This is a genomic window from Halanaerobium congolense (genome assembly GCF_004366375.1).
Taxonomy (GTDB): Bacteria; Bacillota; Halanaerobiia; order Halanaerobiales; family Halanaerobiaceae; genus Halanaerobium; species Halanaerobium congolense.
Genome location: NZ_SOEF01000011.1, coordinates 31,195 through 55,449 on the forward strand (window position 1 = coordinate 31,195; position 24,255 = coordinate 55,449).

A 24,255-nucleotide genomic window follows, 5' to 3' on the forward strand; every position below is an offset into this window, starting at 1 on the left:
TTAAATTTATTCAACTAATGATTTTTCCTCAATCATTTCTTTGAAATCTTCCTCACTTAAAATTTCAACTCCAAGTTCTTGGGCTTTATCAAATTTAGAACCAGGATTATCACCAATAACAAGATAATCTGTTTTAGAACTAACTGAAGAGACGGCTCTTCCTCCTAATTTTTCAACCAGGTCCGTGACTTCAGAACGGGTATAATTGTTAAGTGATCCTGTAAAAACAAATTTTAGACCATCTAAAAACTTCTCATTTTCCTGATCTTTTTCTTTTTCCAGTCTGATTCCTGCCTGTTCTAGTCGACTTAAAAGATCCCTATTATGTCTTTCCTGAAAAAAACCGACTATGCTTTCTGCAATCACAGGTCCAATTTCATCAATTGCTTCCAGTTCTGCAGCTGAAACATTTTTGATTTCTTCTATTGAATCAAAGTTTTCAGCTAAAATTCTAGCTGCACCAATACCTACATGCCTGATACCTAAAGCATAAAGAACTCGGAAAAATTCACGATCTTTACTATTTTTAATTGCTTCAATAACATTTTTTGAAGACTTTTCTCCCATTCTGTCTAAATCTTTTAAATGAGATTGTTTAAGAAAATATAAATCAGCATAATCTTCAATAAGATTATTATCAAGCAGCTGTTCAATTAAAGCAGGTCCCACTCCATCAATGTTCATGGCATCTCTAGATACAAAATGAAGTATGCTTTCTTTTCGCTGAGCTGGACAGCTGATGTTAGTACAGCGGGTAACAGCCTCACCTTCAGCTCTAATCACTTCCCCACCACAAACAGGACACTTACCAGGCATCTTGAATTCTTTTTCACTGCCATCTCGGTCTTCTTTAATTATTTTTACTACCTCAGGAATAACATCTCCTGCTTTCTGCACCAGAGCAGTATCACCAATCCGGATATCTTTTCTTTTAATTTCATCTTCGTTGTGCAGAGTAGCTCTGCTGACAGTTGAGCCAGCAAGTTCTACCGGTTCTAAAATAGCAGTTGGGGTCAAGGCTCCTGTACGACCAAGAGAAATTTCTATATCCTTAATTCTGGTTGTTTTCTGCTGGGCAGGAAATTTATAAGCAACTGCCCAGCGCGGTGATCTGGCAGTTGTACCCAATTTTTCTCTTAAAGCCAAATTATTAATTTTAATGACCAGACCATCAATTTCAAAATCAAGACTTTCTCTTTCTTTCTGCCACTGCTCACAAATTTCGATTACAGCTTCTATCTCAGCAGCAGACTGATGCCAGTTAACCTTAAAACCCTGTTCTTTTAAATAAGAAAAAACCTCTAAATGGGTTTCAAATTCTCTGCCTGAATGAGAAATTAAATCATAGATTAAAATTGATAAACTTCTTTCTGCGGCAATCTTACTATCCAGCTGTCTAACTGATCCAGCAGCAGCATTGCGGGGATTAGCAAAAGGTGATTTATCATTTTTTAACCTTTCTTCATTTAAACGCTTAAATTCACTTTTAGGTAAATAAATTTCTCCTCTGAGTTCCAGTTCAGCTTCTTCTTCAATTTTTAAGGGAAGAGAACGAATAGTTTTCATGTTTTTGGTGATGTCCTCACCCACTTCGCCGTTACCGCGAGTAGCACCAAGTTCAAAACTGCCGCCACTGTAGCGCATTACTGCTGAAAGCCCATCAATTTTATGTTCAACAACATACTGATAGTCTTCACCATCAAGGTTTTTTTGTATTCTTTTATCAAAATCTCTTAATTCTCCTGCCCCAAAAGCATTATCCAGACTGAGCATTGTAGAAGAATGCTCTACTTTTTTAAACTCATCCAGAACCTCCCCTCCGACTCTCTGAGTAGGGGAATCCTCTGTTACTAACTCTGGAAATTCATTTTCCAATTTAATTAATTTCTGCATTAATTGATCAAACTCAGCATCAGAAATTGAAGGATCATCTAAGACAAAATACTTATATTCATGTTCTCTAATCTTTTCCCTTAATGCTTTTATCTTTTTTTCAGCTTTTTCTTTTGTCAGTTTAGCCATCTTTACACCTACCTATACTTTTTGAATTGGCGCAAATTCCGCCAATAAATTTCTAGTTTTGCCCTGTTCAAAGGCAATCTTTAATTCTGGATTTTTATCGCCTCTTATTGATAATATAGTACCAATTCCCCAGCGAGGATGAACAATTCTCTGTCCAATAGCATATTCAGTTCCAGAGTTGTCAGAATGAATCAACTTTTCTTCCTCTGCCATTTCAGAACGTTTATCAGCTGTCCCAGCTAAAAGTTCTTCAGGAATTTCTTCAATAAATTGAGAAGGAGGATTCATCTTTCTCTCTCCAAAACGGAGCCTGACCTGAGCCCTGCTTAAATATAATCTTTCTTCAGCCCGAGTCATTCCAACATAGCAGAGGCGTCTTTCTTCTTCCATTCCTTTTTGTTCAAACATTGAATTAGAATGAGGAAAAATACCTTCCTCCATTCCAACTAAAAAGACAACTGGAAATTCTAATCCCTTAGCTGAATGAATAGTCATTAAGGTAACTGAACTCTGCTTTTCATCCATTGAATCAATATCTGACATTAGAGTTACTTCTTCCAAAAATCCGGCCAGTGTATTATTATCACTATTTTTCATATATTCGTTGATAACCGAAAATAATTCTTCAATATTCTCCAATCTATTTTCAGCTTCAGCAGTTTTTTCTTCTTCTAAATTGTGTCGATATCCACTTTTATCTAAAAGTTTTTCAGTCAGTCTTGCTAAAGCAATTTCATCCTTTTCTGATCTCAATTTTTCGATAATTTCTGTAAAGTGAAGTACTCTCTTAGCGTAAGTTCCACTCAAAGCAGGATTGGCTTTAGATTTTAAAGCAGCTTCATATAAATTTAATCCCTCTGCCTCTGCAAAATCTTGAACTTTGCCCAGAGTTCCAGCACCAATACCTCTTTTAGGCCGATTTATTATCCTTAAAAAACTAATATCATCGGCTGGATTATAGATTAACCTTAGATAAGCCATAATATCTTTGATTTCCATCCGCTCATAAAAACGAACTCCTCCAACAATTTGGTACGGTATTCCATATTTCATCAGCATATCTTCAAAAGCACGGGACTGAGAATTAGTCCGATAAAGAACAGCCAGATCATCAAAAGTAAGTTCTTCTTTTTTAGTCAGTTCTTTAGCTGTTCGGCAGACAAAGTCTGCTTCTTCTTTCTCATCTTTTGCTTCATAAAGTTTCAGTTTAGGACCCTCACCCTGATCTGTCCAAAGTTCCTTCTCCTTCCGAGAAGAATTGTTTTTAATTACAGACTGTGCTGCTTTTAAGATATTTCCTTTAGAACGATAATTCTGCTCCAAACGAATAGTTTTAACGTCAGGATAATCGTCTTCAAAGTTTAAGATATTTCGGATATCTGCACCTCTAAAACCATAAATCCCCTGATCAGGATCACCCACAACACAAATATTACGGTAGCGCTCTGCCAGCAAATTCACCAGCTGATATTGAGCATGATTAACATCCTGATACTCATCAACCAGAATATACTCAAATCGCTCCTGATAGTGCTCTAAAACCAGTGGGAATTCTTTAAAAAGTCTTACTGTCTGCTGAATTAAGTCATCAAAATCCATCGCATTATTTTCTTTAAGTCGTTTTTGATATTCTTCATAAATATCAGCAGCGGTCTTATCAAAAAAACTGCCTGAGAGTGAACTCATCTGTTCTGGCGTTTTTAATTCATTTTTAGCACTTGAAATTTTATTTAAAACTGATCTTGGTTTTATTTTTTTAGGATCAAGATTTTTTGACTTCAAAACCTCTTTCACAAGTTTCCGTTGGTCAAGGCTGTCAAAAATAACAAAATTTTTATTATAGCCCAGTTTTTCAGCCTCCCGACGCAGAATTCGTACACAAAAAGAATGAAAAGTACTAACCCAGAGACTGCTGTTTACCCCACCAACCATCTCTTTTACTCTTTCCTTCATCTCATTTGCTGCCTTGTTGGTAAAAGTAACAGCCAAAATATTATAAGGGGAGACTCCGTAATGATTGATTAAATAACCAATTCTTCTGGTTAAAACCCTTGTTTTACCACTGCCGGCACCCGCAAGTACCAGTTCCGGTCCCTGATGATGTTTTACAGCTTCTTTTTGAGCCTGATTAAGATTTTTCAGTATTTCACTATCTTCCACCGAACCACTTCCTTATTTAAAATTATTTTTTTATTTACTAAATTCATTAAAATCTTTTTCCAAATTTCTGTTTTTTATTAATTCCTCTACAATCTTATTGCCTACCGCTGCTGAAAAATATATTAAATGACTGCTGCAGCTGCAGTCACTGGCACCAAAACCATCAATCAAAGTTTTTCCACCATTATCTATTAAAATCCGGGCTAGAAAACATTCTCCCGCCCCCGGCAGTTCAAAAACAAAATCACTTTCTATATCTGCTTCAGCTAAAAAATAATCTATATGCCAGTGATAATTTTTATCAGAACTGTAATGACGATCAATTCTTGCCTTAAGATTGCGCTGAGCTGTTCCTGCATAAAAGTAATATCCGGGAGGAAAAATCTTTTTCCCCAAAGCTCCAATCTTAATTTCTATTTTCTTTTCTAATTTTATTTTTAAAATATAAACTCCACCATCAGGGTAGTTCTGCATCTAAATCACTCCACTAAATAGTCATATTCTGGATTTAATCAACATTCTCCTGCATATTTAACAGAAAAAATGCCGGTATCCCAGCATCTCAATTATAATACATTTATTAGTTTTTATCAATTTTTTCACTTAATGCCATAACTATATCGAATAGAACATCAATTACTAAAGATAAGAAATAACCACTCAATACCCTTATCTGTGGTTAGTAAATAAAAAATAACCCAATTTTGAGTACCTAAGAATGACAAAAAGATGCTCAGGGGAGAGCATCTTTTTGCATAGAGTATATTTTAGCATTTGGGCAAATTTATTATAAACCTCTATTAATAATTTAAATTTAGAGGTCTACTTATTTTATTAATTTTAGCATTTTTTCTTTTCAACTTTACCAATAAATGAAAATTTTATTATTTTGTGAATAAAGTAACATGAATTTACAAAAAATTATTTACACATCTAAGTAAATATTTAAATTATATCTTGTACTCATAGAATAACATAATAATCTTATTATTTCAAACAGTAAAGTGTTTGATTTCACATTTTATTTTCTTTTAAAATTTGATTAGCTTCTTTATACTCTGTTATATCCTATTTTTACTTACTAAAATCAATTAATCTTTATTTTTACTAAATCGTTAAATAATAATTTATTGATTTTAGATTCTTTAAAAAAATGTTATAATATAAATAAGAACTAATCAATAAGTATTAATTCTTAAGACTTAAATTTAGGAGATGATAATATTAATAATAAATTTGAAATTAATGAAAATAATAATATGTATCAAATACAAGAAATGCAGGAAAAAGCAGTTTTAGTTGGTTTAAATGAGGGAGAATTAAAAGAACTCCAGCTGCTTATTGAGACTGCAGGTGCTAAAACTATTTTAAAAATGACTTATCATGACCGCAAAATTGATCCCGCTTATTATATCGGCAGTGGTAAGGTAAAAGAAATTAAAGAGGCTGCAGAAACAGTTGCTGCTAATTTAATCGTTTTCGATAATGAACTTTCCCCTGTTCAGCAGCGTAATTTGGAAGATAAGATTGAGATTAAAGTTATAGATCGAGCCCAGGTTATCTTAGATATTTTTGCCAGGCATGCCCACAGCCGCGAAAGTAAAATCCAGGTCGAATTAGCTCAATTAGAATATCGTCTTCCACGGTTACAGGGACGAGGTATAGAAATGTCAAGACTAGCAGGTGGGATTGGCACCAGAGGTCCTGGTGAGACAAAACTTGAGGTTGATCGACGCCGCATTGAAAAGAAAATTTATCGCCTTAAAGAAAATTTAAAAGAGATAAAGGCGAGTCGAGAAGTTCAACGAAGCAGCCGTCAAGACCCAATTGCAGCACTTGTGGGTTATACAAATGCTGGAAAGTCAACTCTGATGAACAAACTAACTGGAGCTGGAAGCCATACAGCCGATAAATTATTTGCTACTTTAGATTCTACAATGCGACAACTTCAACTGCCAGTAGGACAAAATATTATTTTAAGTGATACTGTTGGATTTATTAATAAACTACCCCACCAGTTAATTGCTTCTTTTAGAACCACTTTAGAAGAAGTTGAAAATGCTGATATAATTCTTCATCTAATTGATGCTTCAAATTCTGAAATGGAAAAAAACATGAGAATCGTAAATAAAGAAATTAACGAACTTGTAGATCCGAGCTGTAAAATAATTAAAGTATTCAATAAAATTGATTTAATTGAACAATCTAAACTTAATGATTTGAAAATAATTTATCCTGATTCCCTTTTCATTTCTGCTTTAAAAGAAATTAATATCGATACTGTAATTAATAAATTAAATGAAATTATTAGTAATGAAATGATTGAAATGGAACTTGATCTTCCTTACTCTGAAGCCAAATGGATAGAAAAGATTCATAATACAGCTAAAGTTTATGAAGAAAAATATCAAAAAAACAATATATATCTAAAAGTTTTAATACCTAAAAAAACAGCTTCAAAATTAAAAAAGTACCGCAGAGAAAGTTAATCCTCTGCGGTTTATTTTGATTATTATTTAGTTTTATTTATTATTTTCTTTTTCAAATATTATTTCCTCAGTATTAACCTCTGGTATTTCATTTTCTTCTATCTCTAGCTCAGATATAATAGTTTCTACATCTTCTTTTTCAAAAGTATAAGTATTGTTACAGAAATGACAGCGAACTTCTATTTCTCCCTGTTCAGCTAAAGTTGATTCAATTTCTTCTTTGCCCAGGCCGGCTATTAACTCAAAACTTCTTTCTCTACTACATCTGCATTTAAATTCAACATCTTTACGAGCCATAATTCTATAATCCATATCTCCTAAAAGTTCCTCTAACAATTCTTCTGGAGTCATACCGGATTCAATTAATTTACTGACAGATTTTACTTTTGTTAAATTATATTCCAGCATTTGGATGGTTTCTTCAGAAGCATCAGGCAATAACTGAATAATAAATCCTCCAGCAGCTTTAACACTAAGATCAGTATCAACCAGAACACCTAATCCTACTGCAGATGGAACCTGTTCTGATGCAGTAAAATAATAAGTTAAATCCTCACCGATTTCACCTGAGACTAAAGGAACACTGCCTGTATAGGGTTCTTTCATTTTCATGATTTTTGTCAGTGAGAGTTCACCCGCGCCAACAGCTTTTGCTACATCAAGCTTACCAGAATCGGTCTGATATAAATCCAAATTTGGATTTTCAATATAGCCGCGTACTTCCCCTTTTTGATTTGCGTCTGCAACAATTTTGCCTGCAGGTCCTGTACCCTCTATTTTTAAAACAACTTCATCTCCAGACTTAACCAAAGAACCAGTCAATAAAGCCCCTGTGATCACTCTACCTAAAGCTGCAGTTGCAACAGGTGTAGTTTGATGTCTTTCCTGAGCTTCTTTGACAATATCAGTAGATTTAACTGCTAGAGCTCTAATTTCTTTATTAGTTGTTATTACCCTAATTAAATAATCTTTCATTGTATAATCTCCTCCAACTTAAATTATATCAAAATTAAATTCCACTCATTTACTCATACATTATTTTATTAAACTGAGTTCTAAAGTCAAATTATTTTAATTTAAAGCAAAAAAATTATTGAAAATTCCCAGGTATTTAACTTCACTATCTGATTTTTCTAGAACAAAAATTGTAAAAAATACAAAATCATCTGCTTTTGTTTGCAGTTCCAACATAGGTGCTGCAACTGCTCCTCCAAAAATTCTTTCAATATCAGTTTCTGCTTCTGATTTTATTTCGGCAACACCCCAATTAATAAATTCTTCCCGGGTAGGATTAGTAATAGCTGCAGAAATTAAAATAATTAAAATAATAATTACAGTAATTAAAAGCTTTTGCACTTAATTCACCTCTTTCTTTTTTAATTGATAAATGTCCTCTGCTATTTTTACAGCTCTGATGACAAAATTAAAACAATTGATCTTTAAAGAATACTCAAAATCTTCTTTTGGCATCTCCGATTGAGCTGATTCCACAAAAAATCTGTCTCCAGCTGGACTTCGAAGTTTATCTTTGATTTCAGCTTCACTCAAAATACTATTTCCAATTAAAAGTTTATTTAATTCCTGCATATATAGATTATCTTCTTCAGCCTCAGCTGTTCCATTATTACCCATTGCTACAATTGAAAGTAATTCCGGCCTTTTATTTTTAATATATTCTGCTGCAGCATTGATATTAACAAAACTACCTGCAATAATTTCTTCTGCATTTTTAGCTGCAATTATACCTTTAGTTCCTGCACTGGTACTTAAAACTATTTCTTTACCAGAAAAATCGTTTTGAGAAATAAAGTAAGGTGAATTATTATAATCAAATTCTGCAATTTTTATTCCTTTTCTTTCTCCAATTAAAACTGGTGAATTCAATTTTCTTTTTAATTTTTTAGCTGTTTCAATTTTACTAACTATATAAATTTTATCCGCCTTACTACTGAAAAGATAAGCAGCAGTTGTATAAGCTCTAAAAACATCAACAATAACTGTTAATCCTTCTGCTTTTTTTGCTCCTGTTAGTAATTTTAAATTTTTTATTTTAATTTTTATCACTCTCCTACTTTGCTTTAATTGAATTTTTAAAAATAAAGCAGATCAGCTTTTTTATTTTGCCACTAAATTACTAATAAAATTCTCAATTTTAGCAGCATCTTTATTTTTAATAAACCTTTTAAAAGCAGAGCTTTCTTTTAAAAGATTCTTTAAATTTTTTTTATTTAAATTTGCCTGCCCTAAATTTTTTTCTCCGTTTTTAGTGATTAAAACTTCTCTGTGTGATATATATTCATAGCTTATAAATGCTTCTGCTCTTAGAAAATCTAGAGCTCGTTTAATAGTGATTTCTTCAACCTCAAGAGCAAGTGCTGCCTCTTCTAAATTAAAGATTCCATTTTTATTTTTTAGACTGTATTTTAATAAAGACAATACTTTTTTTATAAAATCATTAAAAGTTATAACATCATTTCTTGAATTTATTAAAATTAACTTTTCTGCAGCAGTTGAAAGTAAAGCCTCTTTTAAAACAGCAGGAGAAGATGGTAATGTAATTAAAACTAACTTTTCTGCTTTTCGATAATAATTTCGATTCACAAGTGGATAAAAATTATATTCCTGCAGTCCCTCTGCAAAATAAACAGTATTGACAGATCTAGTTTGAATTTCAGAAATATTTTTTTCTCTCCAATCAATAATTTTTATTGAATTTTTCTTTTCTTTTTTAAAATGAAAGTTTTTAGCTTTCTCTTTTAATGGCTTTAAAGCTTTAAGCACAAGCTGTAAATTTTTATTCCCTCTATAATTATTTTCAGTTAAATTACAGGCTGCTTTTTGAGTGTAATTATTTTCTACTTCCCCACTCCACCACCAAAGAGCAGTTATTCGATTATCATCACTGCTTAAAATAAGTCGTTTATGCCTGCCAGAAGAAATCTTACGGCTGCTGATAACATCTGCCTCCAAATAAAATAGTGGTTCTGGATTCGACTCACCAAAAGGCGCAAAGCGTCGTAAAGATTGATAAAATTCTTCATTAATTTGACAAAGCTCTAAATTTAAATCTGTTTTAATTTTAAAATCTGATTCAAGCTTATCTAGTTCCTGATCAATAAGCCGCTGAAGCCTTAATTTAAATTTTTCTAAACGATCTTTTTTTAAAGAAAAACCTGCTGCTGCAGCATGACCACCATGTTTCTCTAAAAGATCAGAACACTCAGAAATTAAATTATTAATATTAATACCTTCTATTGAACGCGCTGAACCTGTTATAAATTCTCCGTCCAAAGTAGATGTCATTAAAACTGCAGGGATCTGATAGTTTTCAGTTACTCTTCCAGCTGCAATTCCAATTACTCCTTGATGCCAATCAGAATTATAACTGATTAAAGCCTTTCTTTTTTGAGGATTAATTTCTTTTTCAAGTTCTAAATAAATTTGCTGACTTATTTTTTTTCTATAATCATTTATTTGACTTAATTCAGCAGCTAAACCAGCAGCTTTACTTTTGTCTTCTGCTAAAAGTAATTCCAATCCTTTTTCAGCACTATCAACTCTACCGGCCGAATTCAGTAGAGGACCAATTTGAAAACCAAGTGTTTTTTCGTTTATCTCTAAAGGATTAATGTCAAGTTCATTATATAAAGCTTTTAAACCAATTCTTTCTGTAAATTGTAATTTTTTTAAACCTGTTTTAAATAAATAACGATTTTCTCCTTTTAATGGTACTACATCTGCTATTATTGCTAGTAATAATAAATCTAAATAGTCTTCCTCTTCTCCCGTTTTATCTGCTTTTTCAAAGATTGCTTTGATTAAAAAATATGCCATTCCAGCTCCAGGCAGCCAATAGCCCTGATGATCCTCTGGTAATAATCTAGGAGAAATCACATAATCAGCAGGTGGTAATTTATCTGGTAAATCATGATGATCTGTAACAACAAAATCCATACCTGCTTCTTTTGCAAATTTCACTTCGTCGTAGTTGCTGATTCCACAGTCACAGCTAATAACTAAATCCATTTCAGCTTGATACCCAGCCAAAACTTTTTTATTAAGCCCATATCCTTCTTTAAATCGGTCCGGAATATGATAATTAATTTGATCACTCAGCTGACTGAGAGCACCAAATAGGATTGAAGTTGATGTGATTCCATCAACATCATAATCTCCATAAATTAAAATTTTACTGCCATTTTTGATATGCTGTAAAATAAAATCAGCAATTTTATATATTTTTGGAAAATCATCTAAATTTAGGGGAATATATTTGTCTATCTCTAAAAACTGGATTAGTTTATCTTTTGTATCTAAGCCTCTTTTTTTTGCTAAACAAGCGAGTTTTTTGCTTTTTAAATATTCCACCAATTCAGCTGAGGGTTCACATTCTTCCGCTTTAATTATTTTCATCTTTAACCTCTCAATCTCTATACTTAAAAATTATATCAGAATTAAGATATCTAAAATATCTTCTCTTTTTATCTTTAAGTTCTTTACGATCAAGCACAGACCCATCCCAACTATTAAAAAGATCATCATATTGATCTAAATTAAGTTCAATTAAAAAGCATTATTATGTCGATTTGTATGATAAATATAACGAAGCTGATAATCATCTTGATTTTTAAACATAAATTATTGAATAATTTTTTTAAATTTATTCTTAAAATTAACCTCATATTAAATAATTACTATAATCTTGTTTTTGTAGCTTTTAAAATTCCATTTCTTCTACTGAGTCCCAGTCAAGATTTAATTTTAAATCATCCTCAATTATTTCTTTATTTTCAGTAGTTTTTCCTCTACAAATTGGTCTGTATTCACAAAAACGACATTTATTTAAGTCATCAGTTAATGAAAATTCATTTTCATTTAAAATTTCATTGATTAATATTTCAAAATAGTTTTTATCCTTTTTAAAATCATCTTTACTGTATTCTATTTTCACTTTTTCTTTTGGATAACGAGGATTCCAATAAATTAGTATAGGCATATTCTTTAATTCATATCGATTTAAAAAATATTTATAACCAGCTTCAAATAAAAGAAATAAATAGAAACGACTCTGCATTGACTTCTCAATATCTTTTTCAGTCAAACTTTTTTTATCAGTTTTCCAGTCAAAAATTATAAATTTCTTTCCTTCATAATCATATTTTAAAAGATCATATTTTGCCAGTAATTTAAGATTATTCTTTTGAAAACGCAATTCCTGTTCTGCAGAAACTACATTTTTAGCTGCCGCAAAAGATTTTAATCTATTCAGCCAGGACTGCAGCAGTTGGTTAGAATTTAGAACAGTTTCTCCCATAGTTTCACTATAATATCTTTCAGCTAATAGGTGAAAAAGCTTTCCCTGTTTAAGATCTTTTTTTACTTCTTCATTCATCCCCCATTCAGCAGGCCAATATAAACCGTCTAAATAACGATATTTAAAACGCCTTCTACATTTATTAAAAATTGCCAAAGCAGATTGAGAAAAATAAAGATCATTTAACGTGCTTAATGGCATTTAATCAGCTCCCTGCTGCTTTTCTTTTTTTCTATTATTGATAAACTTATCTAAAGAACTAAAAATAAATGCAGGATCCTTTTTCCATTTTCCATGTTTTAAATGCGTACTTAAAAAAAGATTGCTGCGGGCTCTAGTAATTCCCACATATAAAAGACGTACCCTTTCAGCTATCAGTTCCTGTCTTGCTTTATAATCTACATTTCTTTCTTTTTTTTCATTCAAAATATATTCTAATTCTGCTCTAGCAGAAGCTTTTGGATTTTTTATTTCTTCATTTAGATAAAATTTTTCTCCCATAAAATAGTCATCATTATCATGCTGAAAATGACTTGATGTCAGGCTGCCAATAAAAACAGTATCCCATTCCATACCTTTAGCTTTATGAATAGTAGACAAAGTTACCTGATCTGGTTTTGCTTCAAAACCTTCCATTTCAGTTAAAGTTTCAGCAAATTGCTTAATTCGATCCCTTATTTCAGGAAGTTCTGCTGTTAATTGATCCAAGCGCCAGGCCGGATTATCTTTTAAAAGTCTGCCGAATTCTAAGGCTAAATTTTGAGCTAAAGCCAGTTTTTTACCTGTAAGTCCGATTCTTTCAGCTAAAAACAATACCAACTCATCTGGTGGTAATTCCATCGAAGCCTGAAGCCACCCTTGAATTTGCAGTAAACTCTTATAAAAATCTTCAAAACCATCTTTTTTTCTAAATTCAAGTTCAAAATTATCTCGATTTAAACCTGATAGAGGAAAAATTAATTCTTGATTTTCATTTTTGTCTAAGCTGGTGTCTAATAGCTGTGTCAATTCTGGCTTTTCTTTACTAAAGAGTTCAGCAAAAACCAATTTTAAATTATCCTCTGAGGCAGGAGAGGTTAAAAATTTTAATACTATCTCTATTTCTGTTAAAAAAGCATTTCTCGAGCTGCTGCCAGCAAGCTGGAACTCTCCCCCCAAACTATTTATTTCTCTGGCAATTTCTTCTAACTGCCACCCTGTAGGCATTAACACTGCTGTAGTTGCTTTAGTATTTTCATTGGCTTTACGCAGAGCCTGGCGAGCTATAAATTTTTTTTCTGTTTTCCAAGTTTTAAAAGCACGACTCCCAATTCTATACCCTTTCGGCTGAGGATTAGGCGCTGGATCATCTTTAGAAACTGCTTTTATATATTTAGATTCTAAAGGCTCAATTTCTCTTTCGGAAAATTCTTCCTGACTCCAGTCAATAAGGTAATTAGCTAAATCAATAATATCCTGGCTGCTGCGGCTGGAAACAGCCATAGTTTCTACCTCAACCTCTTCTTTTTTACAGTAACTACGAAATATTTCTGGATCAGAAAGAGTAAAAGTTCCTGTAATCGCCTGGTTGCTGTCCCCAACTCGAACTAAATTATTATTATCACCTGTAAGTAAATAAAGCATTTCCTCTTGAGCTTGATTAGAATCCTGTGCTTCATCTTCAAAAACATATGCATACTGAGAAGCAATACGCTCAGCAAAATCAGCGTCTTCTTTTAATAATTTTAAGCTCTGCTGAACAAGATCATCAAAATCTAAAAGTCCAGCTTGAGCCATTTTAAATTCATACTCAGAAAAAATATCTACTGCTGGCGTTAAAATATTTGCAGATTTAAGATCCGAATATTTAACCATATTTTTTAATTCTTCCCCATTTAAAAGCTTAAGCTTGAAATATGAAATCATAGAACCTACAAAAGCTGGAAAATCTTCCTCTTCCCATTTTTTTAGATATTTTTCAAATTTATAACTGTTTTTTTCTAAATTGAAAAAATGCTGGAGCAGTTTATTATTTTCTCCTGCCCATCTGCGGCATAAATCTTTTATCCAGCGATAACGCTTACCTGATTCAATTAATTGAAAATCTTGATTAATTAATCTTGACTCAGGTTTTTCTTTAATAATGCCAAGAGCAAGAGAATGTAGAGTTTTAACACTATAACCCCTACTGCGGGGTAAACCTTTTTCTGCCAAAAAATCTCCAATTCTTTTACGGAAATTTGCTACAGCAGAATTCATATAGGTTACTATTAATATTTTTTGATTATTATTTAATTTTTTCTCAATCAGCTCTGCTGCAAGATGTGCAAGAACTGTTGTCTTACCTGCTCCTGGAACAGCAGGTACAGCAAGCTGTCCACCTTGATATTCTAAAACTTCTTTCTGTCCAGATCTCGGTTTAAAATTCATTAATTACTCTCCTCTCACATCAAACCAGCGATAAAGTGGTCCTTCTTGCTCTCTACCACTGCTGTTCAAAAAACTATCTGCTACATAAATACCTTTTTTTACTTTATAAATCAAACTAATCAAAAAGTCACTAAGTTGATTTAATCTGATTTGCTGATCAATTTTATCATCCCAGGCTGCCTGTTTTTTCCACTGATCCGTATAAATATAAGGATTAACTAGTTCCTTGGCAATACTCTGCATCCATTCATTACTTGAAATATCAAGCAAAAATAAATAATCTACTCCTTTTAATTCAGGTGAAAATAAAAATCTATAGGGAGAAGCAAGAATCACTCCTTTGTCTTTTTCCTGACCCTTAAAAAGAGTTTCAGCAGCAAGAGTCCCCTCATAAATCATATTAATGTAACGCTCACTCAAATCATCTTTTTCCTGATGAAAATTTTCGACTGTCTGATGAAAACGTGCTACTGATTCAATCATTTGTCTGCAGGCAAAAACATCTTCCTCAGAAGGATTTAAAGGAGCTAACAGTTCACTAAAAACTAGTTGAAAAAAATCTTCTATTTCTAATTTATTTTCTTTTTTGTCCTGGAGCCAATCTCTTAAATAATCATATTTTTCTGCAGAATGAAAATTAATTTTTCCTCGTAAGTTTGATTGATCAAGATCAATTAAATTCATTCCAGAAGCAGCGATTTCTTCCGCTAAGATATATGATCTTAAAGGATCAAGTTCTAAAAGAAGACTTAAAGCCTGCTGCAGTGATGAAATGCCAACAATATTTGTCTTACCACAATAAAATAAATATAAAATTAAAAGTGCTCTGGCGAAAGGAATATCAATTAATCTTTTAGATCGATTAAAATTGCTTAACTGATATCCATTTTTTTCTAGAATTTGTTCTAAACTAAAACTTAACACCTTATCAATATTAGGAGAAATCACTGCTATTTGATCAGCTTTTGTACCTTTTTTAAGTAAAGTAATAATTTCCTTAGCTACTTTAATTAGCATTTCTCCTCTTAATTCACTATCTATTTCCGCTAACAAAAGTTTTGATTTTAGTGTATTTTTTTCTCTTTCCTGGACAACCTCCTTTATTTGCTCTGCTAATTCAACGCTGGCACTTGAAGATGTATAGTTTGCTTTTAACTGAATTATCGCTGCCTCTGAATTAAAAAACTTTTTTTTAGCTGCAGCTGGATTACCCCCAAAGAATCTATTAAAACCACCACTTTCATTAAAAGTAAAAATTCCTTTCAATCTATTTTCTGTTAAAGTTTTAATTAAACTTTGACCGGCAGGAACAAGTTTTTCTAAATCATCCACTAAAAGATAACTATAACTATTATTTAAATTATTAAGATATTCTGAGTCAGATAAGAGATACTGATTAAATAAAGTCACTGCAGCTGAATAATCAAAAAGCCTATAATTTAGAGAAAATTTCCTAAATGTTTTCATTATTCTAATTGACTGCTCAGCATATTCTCTTCGTTCTTCATCATTTTGAGTCCAGCTTATTAGTCTCTGCCTAAGTTCTTCGAAATTAAGCATGTTAAAAGCTGCTAAATTCAAATTATCTATTAGCTGTACTGCAATCTGGACCGGCCTTGCTTTTATATTTCTAAAATAAGCTTTTTCCTCTCTATATTTGGCTACATAGTTGCTCATCAAAAAATGGGAAGTTTCTATGTTCATAAAAGTAGGTTCAATAATCTCATTTTCTCCACTATATCTTCTCTCTACTGCTGGCCAGTTCTTATTTAACTGCTGATTTACAAAGCCAAAATAAGTATAAACATTTAAGTTACCAACCATTTCTAAGTTTATTTCTTCTCTGAATTGGCTGACAGAACGAGCTGAATTCAAAAATAATAGTATTTCTTCACTTCCAATTTTAGAAGCCAGCTTCTGATATTCTTTTTTTAATTTAAAACTTTTACCACTTCCTGTACTTCCACTATATATTTTGTACACTGTCAGCCTCCTTTGCTTTTGTGCTAAGCTTGATGTTTAATCTATTCGCAGGTTTAATATAATTAAAAGATATTTTAATACACTTCTTAGTAGATTTCTATAAAGAACCATACCATTAAAAAGATCTGCATAGCTAATCTAACTGCTGTACTAGTTAAAAATGCTAATATGCTGCCCACTGCAAGTCTAAATGAATCTTTTTTATTTCTACTCTGCCAGTATTCTGTGACAAAAATTAAAATAAAAGGTGCAATTATAAATCCTAATGGTCCTAAAAATATTGTTCCAAATATCATACCAATGACAGCTGCAAATATAGTTTTATTATTGCCACCACGTTTTTTAATAAAATAAGCATTTGCTAAGTAATCAGCAAAAAAGATGAGTACAGTTATCAAAATCGCTCCAGTCCAAAAATATGGAGAATAATTAATACCATTTTTAATTATTTTATATAAAATGATAGCAGACCAGAAAAAAATAGAATCTGGCAGTACTGGTAAAAATATTGCAGCGATTTCAATTACAAATAAAATTACTACCATAATTATTAAAAATATATCCAAGCTTTTCACATCCTTTGAAAATAATATAATTAGTTTTTTGATATCCAAACAATATTTAATTTTTCTTTAAGCCTGAAATTAATTATAACATAAATAACAAAGAGCAAGCAAAAAACCCTGTTTATTATAATAAACAGGGAGTTCACTTACTCTTAAAATTAGTTTTAGAATAAATCAATTATTAACTTTTTCTCTATTTTACTTTGAATAACAGGAATCTTGAATTTTATTTTTAGTAGAAATTAATTATTTTTTACAGCAGTTAATACTTCATTTATATCAGGTAGTTCAGGAATATCATATTCTTTAATCCAAAGAACTTTTCCCTGATCATTGACTAAAATATTTACTCGACCAGATATTCCTTTTTCTTCAATAAAAATACCTAATTTAGAAGCGAATTCTCCGTGAGGCCAAAAGTCAGATGCTAATTTTAAATTTTTTAAACCTATATTTTCAGCCCAAGCTCTCTTAGATGGAACAGGATCAACACTAATTCCAATTGGAACTGTATTATTTTTTTCGAATTCTTTATAATTATCTTCTAGTGCCTGCATCTGATTACGACATACACTTGTCCAAGCTAAAGGATGAAATGACAAAAGAACATTCTTTCCTTCAAATTTGTCTAATGTAATTTCTTCATCATTGTGATCTCTTAAATTTATTTCTGGAATCTTAGCTCCTACTTCAATCTTCATTAAATATACCCCCTATTAATTATATTTAAACCTGAGTTATTAACTTGTATTAATTATATATAAATTGAAAATAAATATCAAGTTAAAATTTAACAAAATCGATAATTATTTTCTTTTTTTTTATAATAAATTATGATATAATATTTTATAATATCCGCTGGCTGTGGCGCAGCTTGGTAGCGCGCTTCGTTCGGGACGAAGAGGTCCGGGGTTCAAATCCCCGCAGCCAGACCATTATTTTAAAAACCAATAATTTGCAAACAAAAAAGCAGCAAACTCAATCTTCAGAGACTGAGCTTACTGCTTTTTTAATTATATTTTATATTTTAGATATTTTTTTCTAACTTTTTCATAATTGAGCGAGCTATTACAATTCCAGAAACAGAAGCCTGCATCAGACCCCTTGTTATTCCAGCCCCATCTCCACCAAAGAATAGATTTTCTACTTTACTTTCCAGCTTGTCATTAACATTTAAGCGTGAAGAATAAAATTTAACCTCTACTCCATAAAGCAGTGTATCTCTTCCATAAATTCCTGGAGTTATTTTATCCAGAGCCTTTAACATCTCGATAATCCCTGTCAGATGTCTGTGCGGCAGTACCAGTGATAGGTCTCCTGGAGTTGCATCTTTAAGTGTTGGCTCTGTAACCGATCTAGCCAACCTCTCTTCGGTAGTTCTTCTACCTTCAAGCAAATCACCCAGTCGTTGAACTAAAACCCCTCCAGCCAGCATATTAGCAAGTTTGGCAATGTCTTTACCATATTTAATCGGCTCGTGAAAAGGTTCAGTAAAAGTCTTACTAACCAACAGAGCAAAATTAGTATTATGAGTTTTAATATCAGAGTGGCTGTGTCCATTAACAGTAATTAAGCCCTGATTATTCTCACTTACTACCTCACCATATGGTGACATACAAAAAGTTCTTACCTTGTCCTCAAAGGTGGGAGTATGATAAATCAATTTTGATTCGTATAAATTATCAGTCATATATTCCGTTATTGCAGCCGGACATTCGACCCTAACTCCGATGTCTACTGGATTAATTGCAGTCTGAATATCTAATTTTTTTGCCTGATTGGTTAACCATTCTGCATTCTCTCTTCCGGCTGCAGTCATTACAAAATCCGCTGTAATTTCATCTCCGTCAGCAGTCTTAACAGCTTTAATTTTATCATCTTCAACTATAAACTGCTTAACATTAATCCCAAATCTAATTTCTACCCCATTTTCTTCCAAATAATCCTGCATATTCTGCAGAACCACCTGACTGTAGCCGGTTCCTAAATGTCTTAAACTGGCAGGGATAAATTTCAATTCAGCTCTTACAGCTTTTTTTCTAATTTCATCCTGCTGATCCTCAGCAACTCCAAAAACACGGTCAGGTGCACCAAATTCCATATAAATATCATCTGCATAGGAAATATTATCAATCAGTTCCTGTCTTCCTATATAATTTTCCAGATTCCCTCCAATATCAGGAGAAAGTGAAAGCTTACCATCACTATAGGCTCCAGCTCCACCCCAACCTGAAACTATTGCACAACTGGGACAGTTGACACAGCCCATACCAGGGTTCTCTTTCATTGGACAAACCCTTTTTTTTAAATTAGTTCCTTTTTCTATAATTAGAATATCTAAATCTGCTTCCTTTTTAACAAATTCTACCGCAGTAAATATTCCAGTTGGTCCAGCTCCAACAATAATAACATCATAATTTTTTTTACTCATTAATTTTTTAACCTCCAGGTTTTTAAATAAAGTCTAATTAATTTCTTTAGACAAACCAATATTATAATTTCTAGACAAATATCTAAATTCCTGCTTTTAATTTATTTTTTTCTTTCACAAATAAAAACCGGCCCTATAGACCGGTTTACAAAAATATACATGTTATACATATATAATAATTTATTTAATGTGTTCTTCTAAATCACTTATTTTTTCAATACTCATTTCTTCTGCCTTATCTTCCTTCATCAGCAGACAAAAAGTATTATTGGCTTCTGCATAATCCAGCCAGATAATATTATTATTTTCTTGATCCCATTCTTTTACTGTCTGATAAGCCTCTTCAGATTCTATAATTTCTTCTTCATATCCCATGGTTGTCATTAGAGTTGTTCCAGTATACTCCCAGTACATATCAACTTCTCCTGATTCAATAGCAGGTCTTAAAACTGCAGTTTCCCCAAGACTTGTTCTATCATCTACTGGATAACCATGACTTTCAAGCAGCATTATAGTCATATTTCCTAATATCAGCTGTTCTGTCCAGGGTTTTGAAGCAACTGCGATTGTCGGTCCATCTTTTTCTTCAACATTTTCAGCTAAAAGATTATTTGCTTTTAGAAAATCTTCAGCAACTTTTCCAGGGGATTCTTCTTCAACAGCTACTCTTTTATTTAAATCAATCTGGGTTTCTTGATCAAGCAGAGGTGGCAGCTCATTGATTAAACTTTCAAGCTCTGGGTAACTCGCTAAAATTTCCTGTCTGATAGTTGGTGCCGGATTATATACTGGAAAAAATCCTTCGTCATCTTCTAGAATTCTAAGATCCATAGAAGCAATTCTTCCATCAGTTGCAAAACCAATTGCTACATCAACCTTATTGGAGTCCAGGGCTTCATAACCAAGTCCTACCTGCATTGTATTTACATTATCATCATTAAATTCAAACCCATATGCCTCCTCTAAACCACTAAGACCATCCTTTCTCTCATAAAAATCTATAGTTGTTGCCAGTCTAATACCTTCTGGTTCTGCCGAGCTTTCCATTTCAGCAGCTGTTTCTGTATTCTGAGACGTCTCTTGAGCCTGATTCTGAGCTCCATCCTGTCCACAGCCAGTTAAAACTAAAGCAAAGACCAGTGAAAGAATCATTAAATAAAATAAAACTTTTTTCTTTTTTAACATATTTTCACCCTTCCTAAATTTTTTAAATTTAGATTACTCCAGTTTGAATATTTCTAATTAATTATTCTGCAGCATTTTTTCTATCAGATCAAATAAACGATCAATTATTATGGCGATTATTGCAGATAAAATAGAACCCAGTAAAATTTTTTGTGTATCAAATCTGACAAGACCAGTAAAAATAAGCTGACCTAAACCTCCTGCGCCAATCAAGTTGGAAATAACTGCTGTACCTACACTGATAACAGCTGCAGTTTGGATACCTGCAATAATTATTGGTAGAGCAAGAGGTAATTCAATTTTATATAAAACCTGAAAAGGAGTCATTCCCATTCCCCGAGCCGCCTCTATTATCTCATCTTCTACATTATTTATACCAGCTATAGTATTCCGTACAATTGGTAAAAGTGCATAAATAGTAAGTGCAGTCACAGCTGGAAAAAAACCGATACCCAAAAGTGGGAGAAAAAGAGCAATTATAGCCAGACTTGGTAAGCCCTGAGCTACATTAAAAACTGCAATGATTTTACCTGAATAATCTCTCATAAGATCTCTACTTAAAAGAATACCTGCAGGAAGTGCAATTATAATTGCAGCTGAAACAGCAATTCCAACTAATTGTAAATGTTCAATCATTAAATAAATACCTTCATCAATAAAAATTTGCCAGATCTCATTCCACATTTATTTTCCCTCCCCGGCTGAATCCTCTTTTAATAAACCAGGTGAGACTAAAATCCTTTTTAAAATCTCCATCATAATATCAACAATAATTGATATTAGTGAAATTAAAATAGCGCCGGTAACAATCATTTCTGTTTTAGTTCTAACAATTCCCTGATAAATTAGCTGGCCTAAGTTACGCTCACCTATAAAAACTGCCAGAGTAGCAATTCCAACCATCATTACAAGCGCAACCCTTATTCCAGCTATAATGACCGGCATCGCCATCGGCAGCTGCACCTTCCACAGAATCTGTTTTTCTGTCATCCCCATTCCTTTAGCCGATTCCAAAATGGCTGGGTCTACTTCGTTTAAAGAAGTATAAACATTTCTAACAATTGGAATCATTGAATATAAAACCAGTGCAAAAATTGCACTTCTCATATTAAGACCAAAAGCCGGTAATGTCATTAATATACCATAAAGTGAGACACTGGGGACAGACATAATCAGGCTGCCAAACCCCAGTAATGATTTTGCGGTTTTTTCCCTGTTTCTAATTATAATTCCTACACTTACCCAGAGAATTAAGGAAAGTATAATTGAAATTGAAATCAAATAAAGATGTGCTAATGTATATTCTAAAATTTTATCCGAATTTTCAAAAAAATATTCAATTACAGCCATCTTAATCCCCCTTTATTCTTCCTGATTATATTCATCACTAATATAATTTTGAATAATCTCCATTGTAATTGTTGCTTTCAGATTATTATCACTGTCAACTATAGGAATTAAAGTTACATCATTTTCTATCATTTTATTTAAGACGTCTTTTAAAGAGGCATCCTCTTCTATCACAGGAGTCATTTTTATATGTTTTTCCCAGTCAGACTCCTCATTTTCTTTGAGTCTTTTTAAATTAACATAACCCATTAATTTTCTTTTATCTGCAGTTACAAGAATATACTTCTGTTTTGATTCTTCCAGTTTTTTTATTACCTGTTCATAACTTTCAGATCTATCTGCTTTATAAAATTCTTTTTCCATTACTTTTTTAGCCTTTAAAAGATTTAAGACTTTTAATCCTCTATCTGAACCAATAAAATCTTCAACAAATTCATTTTTGGGGTTAAATAAAATATTTTTTGGAGTATCATATTGAACTAATTTCCCCTGATTCATTATGGCAATTTTGTCCCCCATTTTAATTGCTTCATCAATATCATGAGTAACAAAACAGATAGTCTTATTAATCTTTTTCTGCAGTCTAAGAAATTCATTCTGGAGATCAGCTCTAGTAATAGGATCAACAGCCCCAAAAGGCTCATCCATTAACATAATTGGAGGATCTGCTGCCATTGCTCTGGCCACCCCCACTCTCTGCTGCTGACCCCCTGAAAGCTCATTAGGATATTTATCCAGATGGTTATCAGGATCCAGTCCAATAGTTTTTAGTAATTCTTTTACCCTCTTGTCAATTCTTTCAGGATCCCATTTTAATAATTTTGGAACAGTGGCTACATTTTCTTTAACTGTTAAATGCGGAAAAAGACCAATTTCCTGAATTACATAACCAATCTCTCTACGCAATTCACTTTTCTCCAATGAAATAGCATCTTTTTGATTAATATAAATTTTCCCGGAAGTTGGTTCAATTAATCTATTGATCATTTTAAGAGTAGTTGTCTTACCACAGCCAGAAGGGCCTACAAAAACGCAGATTTCGCCTTCTTTAACTTCTAAATTTAAATCAGAAACTGCCTCTTCTTCAGCAGTAAAATATGTTTTTGATAAATTTTCTAATTTAATCAATTAACATCCCTCCTTAAAAAGAAAAAAGCGTCTCCTATTGTATTATTCTAAATTTTAGAAATTAATCAAACTAAATAATTTGTACTTCATTTTGTCTTTTGATATAATTTACCTGGGATGGAGTATATTGCGGCTCTTTTAAAAGAGTAACGCTCTAACATTTGTGTACTCCGTCCCATTTTCTTTTGTTTTATAAATTTGTTCATAATAGGTGGATTAGGCTAGTATCCTCCTTGCGGCTCTATCTTACTAGAGTAACGCTTTATACGAAACTGCCATCCACCTATTTTATCATCAGAGACGTTAAATAGGACGCTGCGAATCAACGCTAATCCAAATAGGGCACGCCCTGATGATAATTTAAATAAATCTAATTAAGTAGCTGATCACTGTGGAACATCAAAACTACGTATTTGTCGATGTTGATACTCACAAAAACCAGCATACCGCCTATGTCTTAAACTGTTTTCATCAGAAAATAGTATTAACTCAAACCCCCAATAATCCAGCCAGTTTTGAAAGTTTTATTCAGGATATTAGTTCTTTCAAAACTCCTGATAAATCTGATGAAATTGACGCTGAAGCCAGAAATACTATCATCAAGAGCACAATTGAACACCTGAGATTACTTGCAAAATCTCTTGAGAAAATAAATAAGCAACTTAAAAAGGCAGTTGAGAAAAGTCAGTATCAGCTAACTACTATGCCTGGTATTAATTTTAAACTGGCTGCATTATTTATTTCCAATTAAACCATGCTTTTTATATGCTTGCATTCAAACAGGTAGGTAAAACCAAAAATAGCAAAATTAAAAATCCTGTTTCCTACAAGTACTACCAGAAAACATTGATTATGAAGTACTTGATAAAACTGGTTAATTTAAATTTCTAGCAAATTTTAAAAAAGCTAATATCTAATCACTGAAAATTCTTAACTTAAAAACCAATCCCATTTTCTTTCATGGAATTTTTTAACTTTACATAGGATGTCTCGTATAATATAGTTAGTGACATTAAAAATTTATCACCATTTAAAAATAAATTTAATTGTTTCTATTAAGTTTGGATTTAGTCCCTGATATAATAATATTTAAAGATATCTAGGGTAGATTTAGCGTCTCCTTGTAGCATGTAAATACATGACTACTTTAAAAGTATGATCCCATGAAGCTGATATGAACTCCTTTTAATAAGTAGACACTTTCTAATCTATAGATTA

19 protein-coding genes and 1 tRNA gene are annotated in these 24,255 nt (G+C 32.2%); 3 read left to right on the forward strand and 17 right to left on the reverse strand.

All coding sequences use genetic code 11. From position 1 onward, the window contains the following. Positions 1-6 precede the first annotated feature (6 nt). From ligA to C7954_RS05400, 3 genes are read right to left on the reverse strand one after another with little or no spacing between them, the layout of a single operon-like run. Positions 7-2,022 (reverse strand): NAD-dependent DNA ligase LigA, encoded by a 2,016-nt coding sequence (gene ligA, locus C7954_RS05390; RefSeq protein ID WP_134059010.1) that lies wholly within the window; start codon positions 2,020-2,022, stop codon positions 7-9. Between the two features lie 12 nt (positions 2,023-2,034). Beyond that, on the reverse strand, positions 2,035-4,182 hold the full coding sequence (gene pcrA, locus C7954_RS05395; RefSeq protein ID WP_134059013.1) for a DNA helicase PcrA: 2,148 nt from the start codon (positions 4,180-4,182) through the stop codon (positions 2,035-2,037). 30 nt (positions 4,183-4,212) lie between these two features. Further along, the gene (locus C7954_RS05400; RefSeq protein WP_110300794.1) at positions 4,213-4,656 is read right to left on the reverse strand and encodes a GIY-YIG nuclease family protein; all 444 of its coding nucleotides are present in this window, start codon (positions 4,654-4,656) and stop codon (positions 4,213-4,215) included. Positions 4,657-5,441: 785 nt separating this feature from the next. Between C7954_RS05400 and hflX the strand changes: the two genes are divergently transcribed. Next, complete coding sequence (hflX, locus tag C7954_RS05405) at positions 5,442-6,671, forward strand: GTPase HflX (protein WP_166667685.1); 1,230 nt, start codon at positions 5,442-5,444, stop codon at positions 6,669-6,671. A 33-nt stretch (positions 6,672-6,704) separates the two neighbouring features. Here hflX and hslO read toward each other — a convergent pair whose 3' ends face one another. The 9 genes from hslO to C7954_RS05450 form a co-directional block, all read right to left on the reverse strand. After that, complete coding sequence (gene hslO / locus C7954_RS05410) at positions 6,705-7,646, reverse strand: Hsp33 family molecular chaperone HslO (RefSeq protein WP_110300795.1); 942 nt, start codon at positions 7,644-7,646, stop codon at positions 6,705-6,707. Positions 7,647-7,742: 96 nt separating this feature from the next. Next, complete coding sequence (locus tag C7954_RS05415) at positions 7,743-8,027, reverse strand: hypothetical protein (protein WP_089716067.1); 285 nt, start codon at positions 8,025-8,027, stop codon at positions 7,743-7,745. Further along, positions 8,028-8,735 carry a 2-phosphosulfolactate phosphatase gene (locus C7954_RS05420; RefSeq protein ID WP_243833650.1) on the reverse strand — a complete coding sequence of 236 codons (708 nt, stop codon included), beginning with the start codon at positions 8,733-8,735 and terminating at the stop codon, positions 8,028-8,030. It abuts the gene before it with no gap. A gap of 51 nt (positions 8,736-8,786) precedes the next feature. Beyond that, the gene (gene recJ / locus C7954_RS05425; RefSeq protein WP_089655152.1) at positions 8,787-11,084 is read right to left on the reverse strand and encodes a single-stranded-DNA-specific exonuclease RecJ; all 2,298 of its coding nucleotides are present in this window, start codon (positions 11,082-11,084) and stop codon (positions 8,787-8,789) included. A gap of 304 nt (positions 11,085-11,388) precedes the next feature. Continuing rightward, positions 11,389-12,186 (reverse strand): PD-(D/E)XK nuclease family protein, encoded by a 798-nt coding sequence (locus tag C7954_RS05430; protein WP_089655151.1) that lies wholly within the window; start codon positions 12,184-12,186, stop codon positions 11,389-11,391. Beyond that, a complete protein-coding gene (locus C7954_RS05435) occupies positions 12,187-14,394 on the reverse strand; it encodes an ATP-dependent helicase (RefSeq protein ID WP_134059016.1) in 2,208 nt (735 codons plus the stop codon). 3 nt (positions 14,395-14,397) lie between these two features. Further along, positions 14,398-16,377, reverse strand: a complete 1,980-nt coding sequence (locus tag C7954_RS05440) for a UvrD-helicase domain-containing protein (RefSeq protein ID WP_134059019.1) — start codon at positions 16,375-16,377, stop codon at positions 14,398-14,400. A gap of 86 nt (positions 16,378-16,463) precedes the next feature. Continuing rightward, positions 16,464-16,943, reverse strand: a complete 480-nt coding sequence (locus tag C7954_RS05445) for a DUF456 domain-containing protein (RefSeq protein ID WP_073156894.1) — start codon at positions 16,941-16,943, stop codon at positions 16,464-16,466. A gap of 242 nt (positions 16,944-17,185) precedes the next feature. Further along, complete coding sequence (locus C7954_RS05450) at positions 17,186-17,644, reverse strand: redoxin domain-containing protein (RefSeq protein ID WP_081374506.1); 459 nt, start codon at positions 17,642-17,644, stop codon at positions 17,186-17,188. Between the two features lie 157 nt (positions 17,645-17,801). On the opposite strand from C7954_RS05450, the gene C7954_RS05455 reads away from it, so the two are divergent. Continuing rightward, positions 17,802-17,878: transfer RNA gene (locus C7954_RS05455), tRNA-Pro, on the forward strand. Positions 17,879-17,970: 92 nt separating this feature from the next. Here C7954_RS05455 and C7954_RS05460 read toward each other — a convergent pair. From C7954_RS05460 to C7954_RS05480, 5 genes are all read right to left on the reverse strand, one after another. After that, the gene (locus tag C7954_RS05460; RefSeq protein WP_089716063.1) at positions 17,971-19,374 is read right to left on the reverse strand and encodes an NAD(P)/FAD-dependent oxidoreductase; all 1,404 of its coding nucleotides are present in this window, start codon (positions 19,372-19,374) and stop codon (positions 17,971-17,973) included. 180 nt (positions 19,375-19,554) lie between these two features. Next, positions 19,555-20,559 carry a glycine betaine ABC transporter substrate-binding protein gene (locus C7954_RS05465; RefSeq protein ID WP_089655147.1) on the reverse strand — a complete coding sequence of 335 codons (1,005 nt, stop codon included), beginning with the start codon at positions 20,557-20,559 and terminating at the stop codon, positions 19,555-19,557. 57 nt (positions 20,560-20,616) lie between these two features. Beyond that, positions 20,617-21,243 (reverse strand): ABC transporter permease, encoded by a 627-nt coding sequence (locus C7954_RS05470; RefSeq protein ID WP_089655146.1) that lies wholly within the window; start codon positions 21,241-21,243, stop codon positions 20,617-20,619. Next, positions 21,244-21,909, reverse strand: coding sequence for an ABC transporter permease (locus C7954_RS05475; protein ID WP_089655145.1), 666 nt, complete (start codon positions 21,907-21,909; stop codon positions 21,244-21,246). A 12-nt stretch (positions 21,910-21,921) separates the two neighbouring features. Then, a complete protein-coding gene (locus C7954_RS05480; protein ID WP_089655144.1) occupies positions 21,922-23,037 on the reverse strand; it encodes a betaine/proline/choline family ABC transporter ATP-binding protein in 1,116 nt (371 codons plus the stop codon). A gap of 391 nt (positions 23,038-23,428) precedes the next feature. Here C7954_RS05480 and C7954_RS05485 point away from each other — a divergent pair, with 391 nt between their 5' ends. Continuing rightward, positions 23,429-23,788: a hypothetical protein gene (locus C7954_RS05485; protein WP_089655143.1), complete on the forward strand. Its 360-nt coding sequence runs from the start codon at positions 23,429-23,431 to the stop codon at positions 23,786-23,788. Positions 23,789-24,255: the final 467 nt, after the last annotated feature.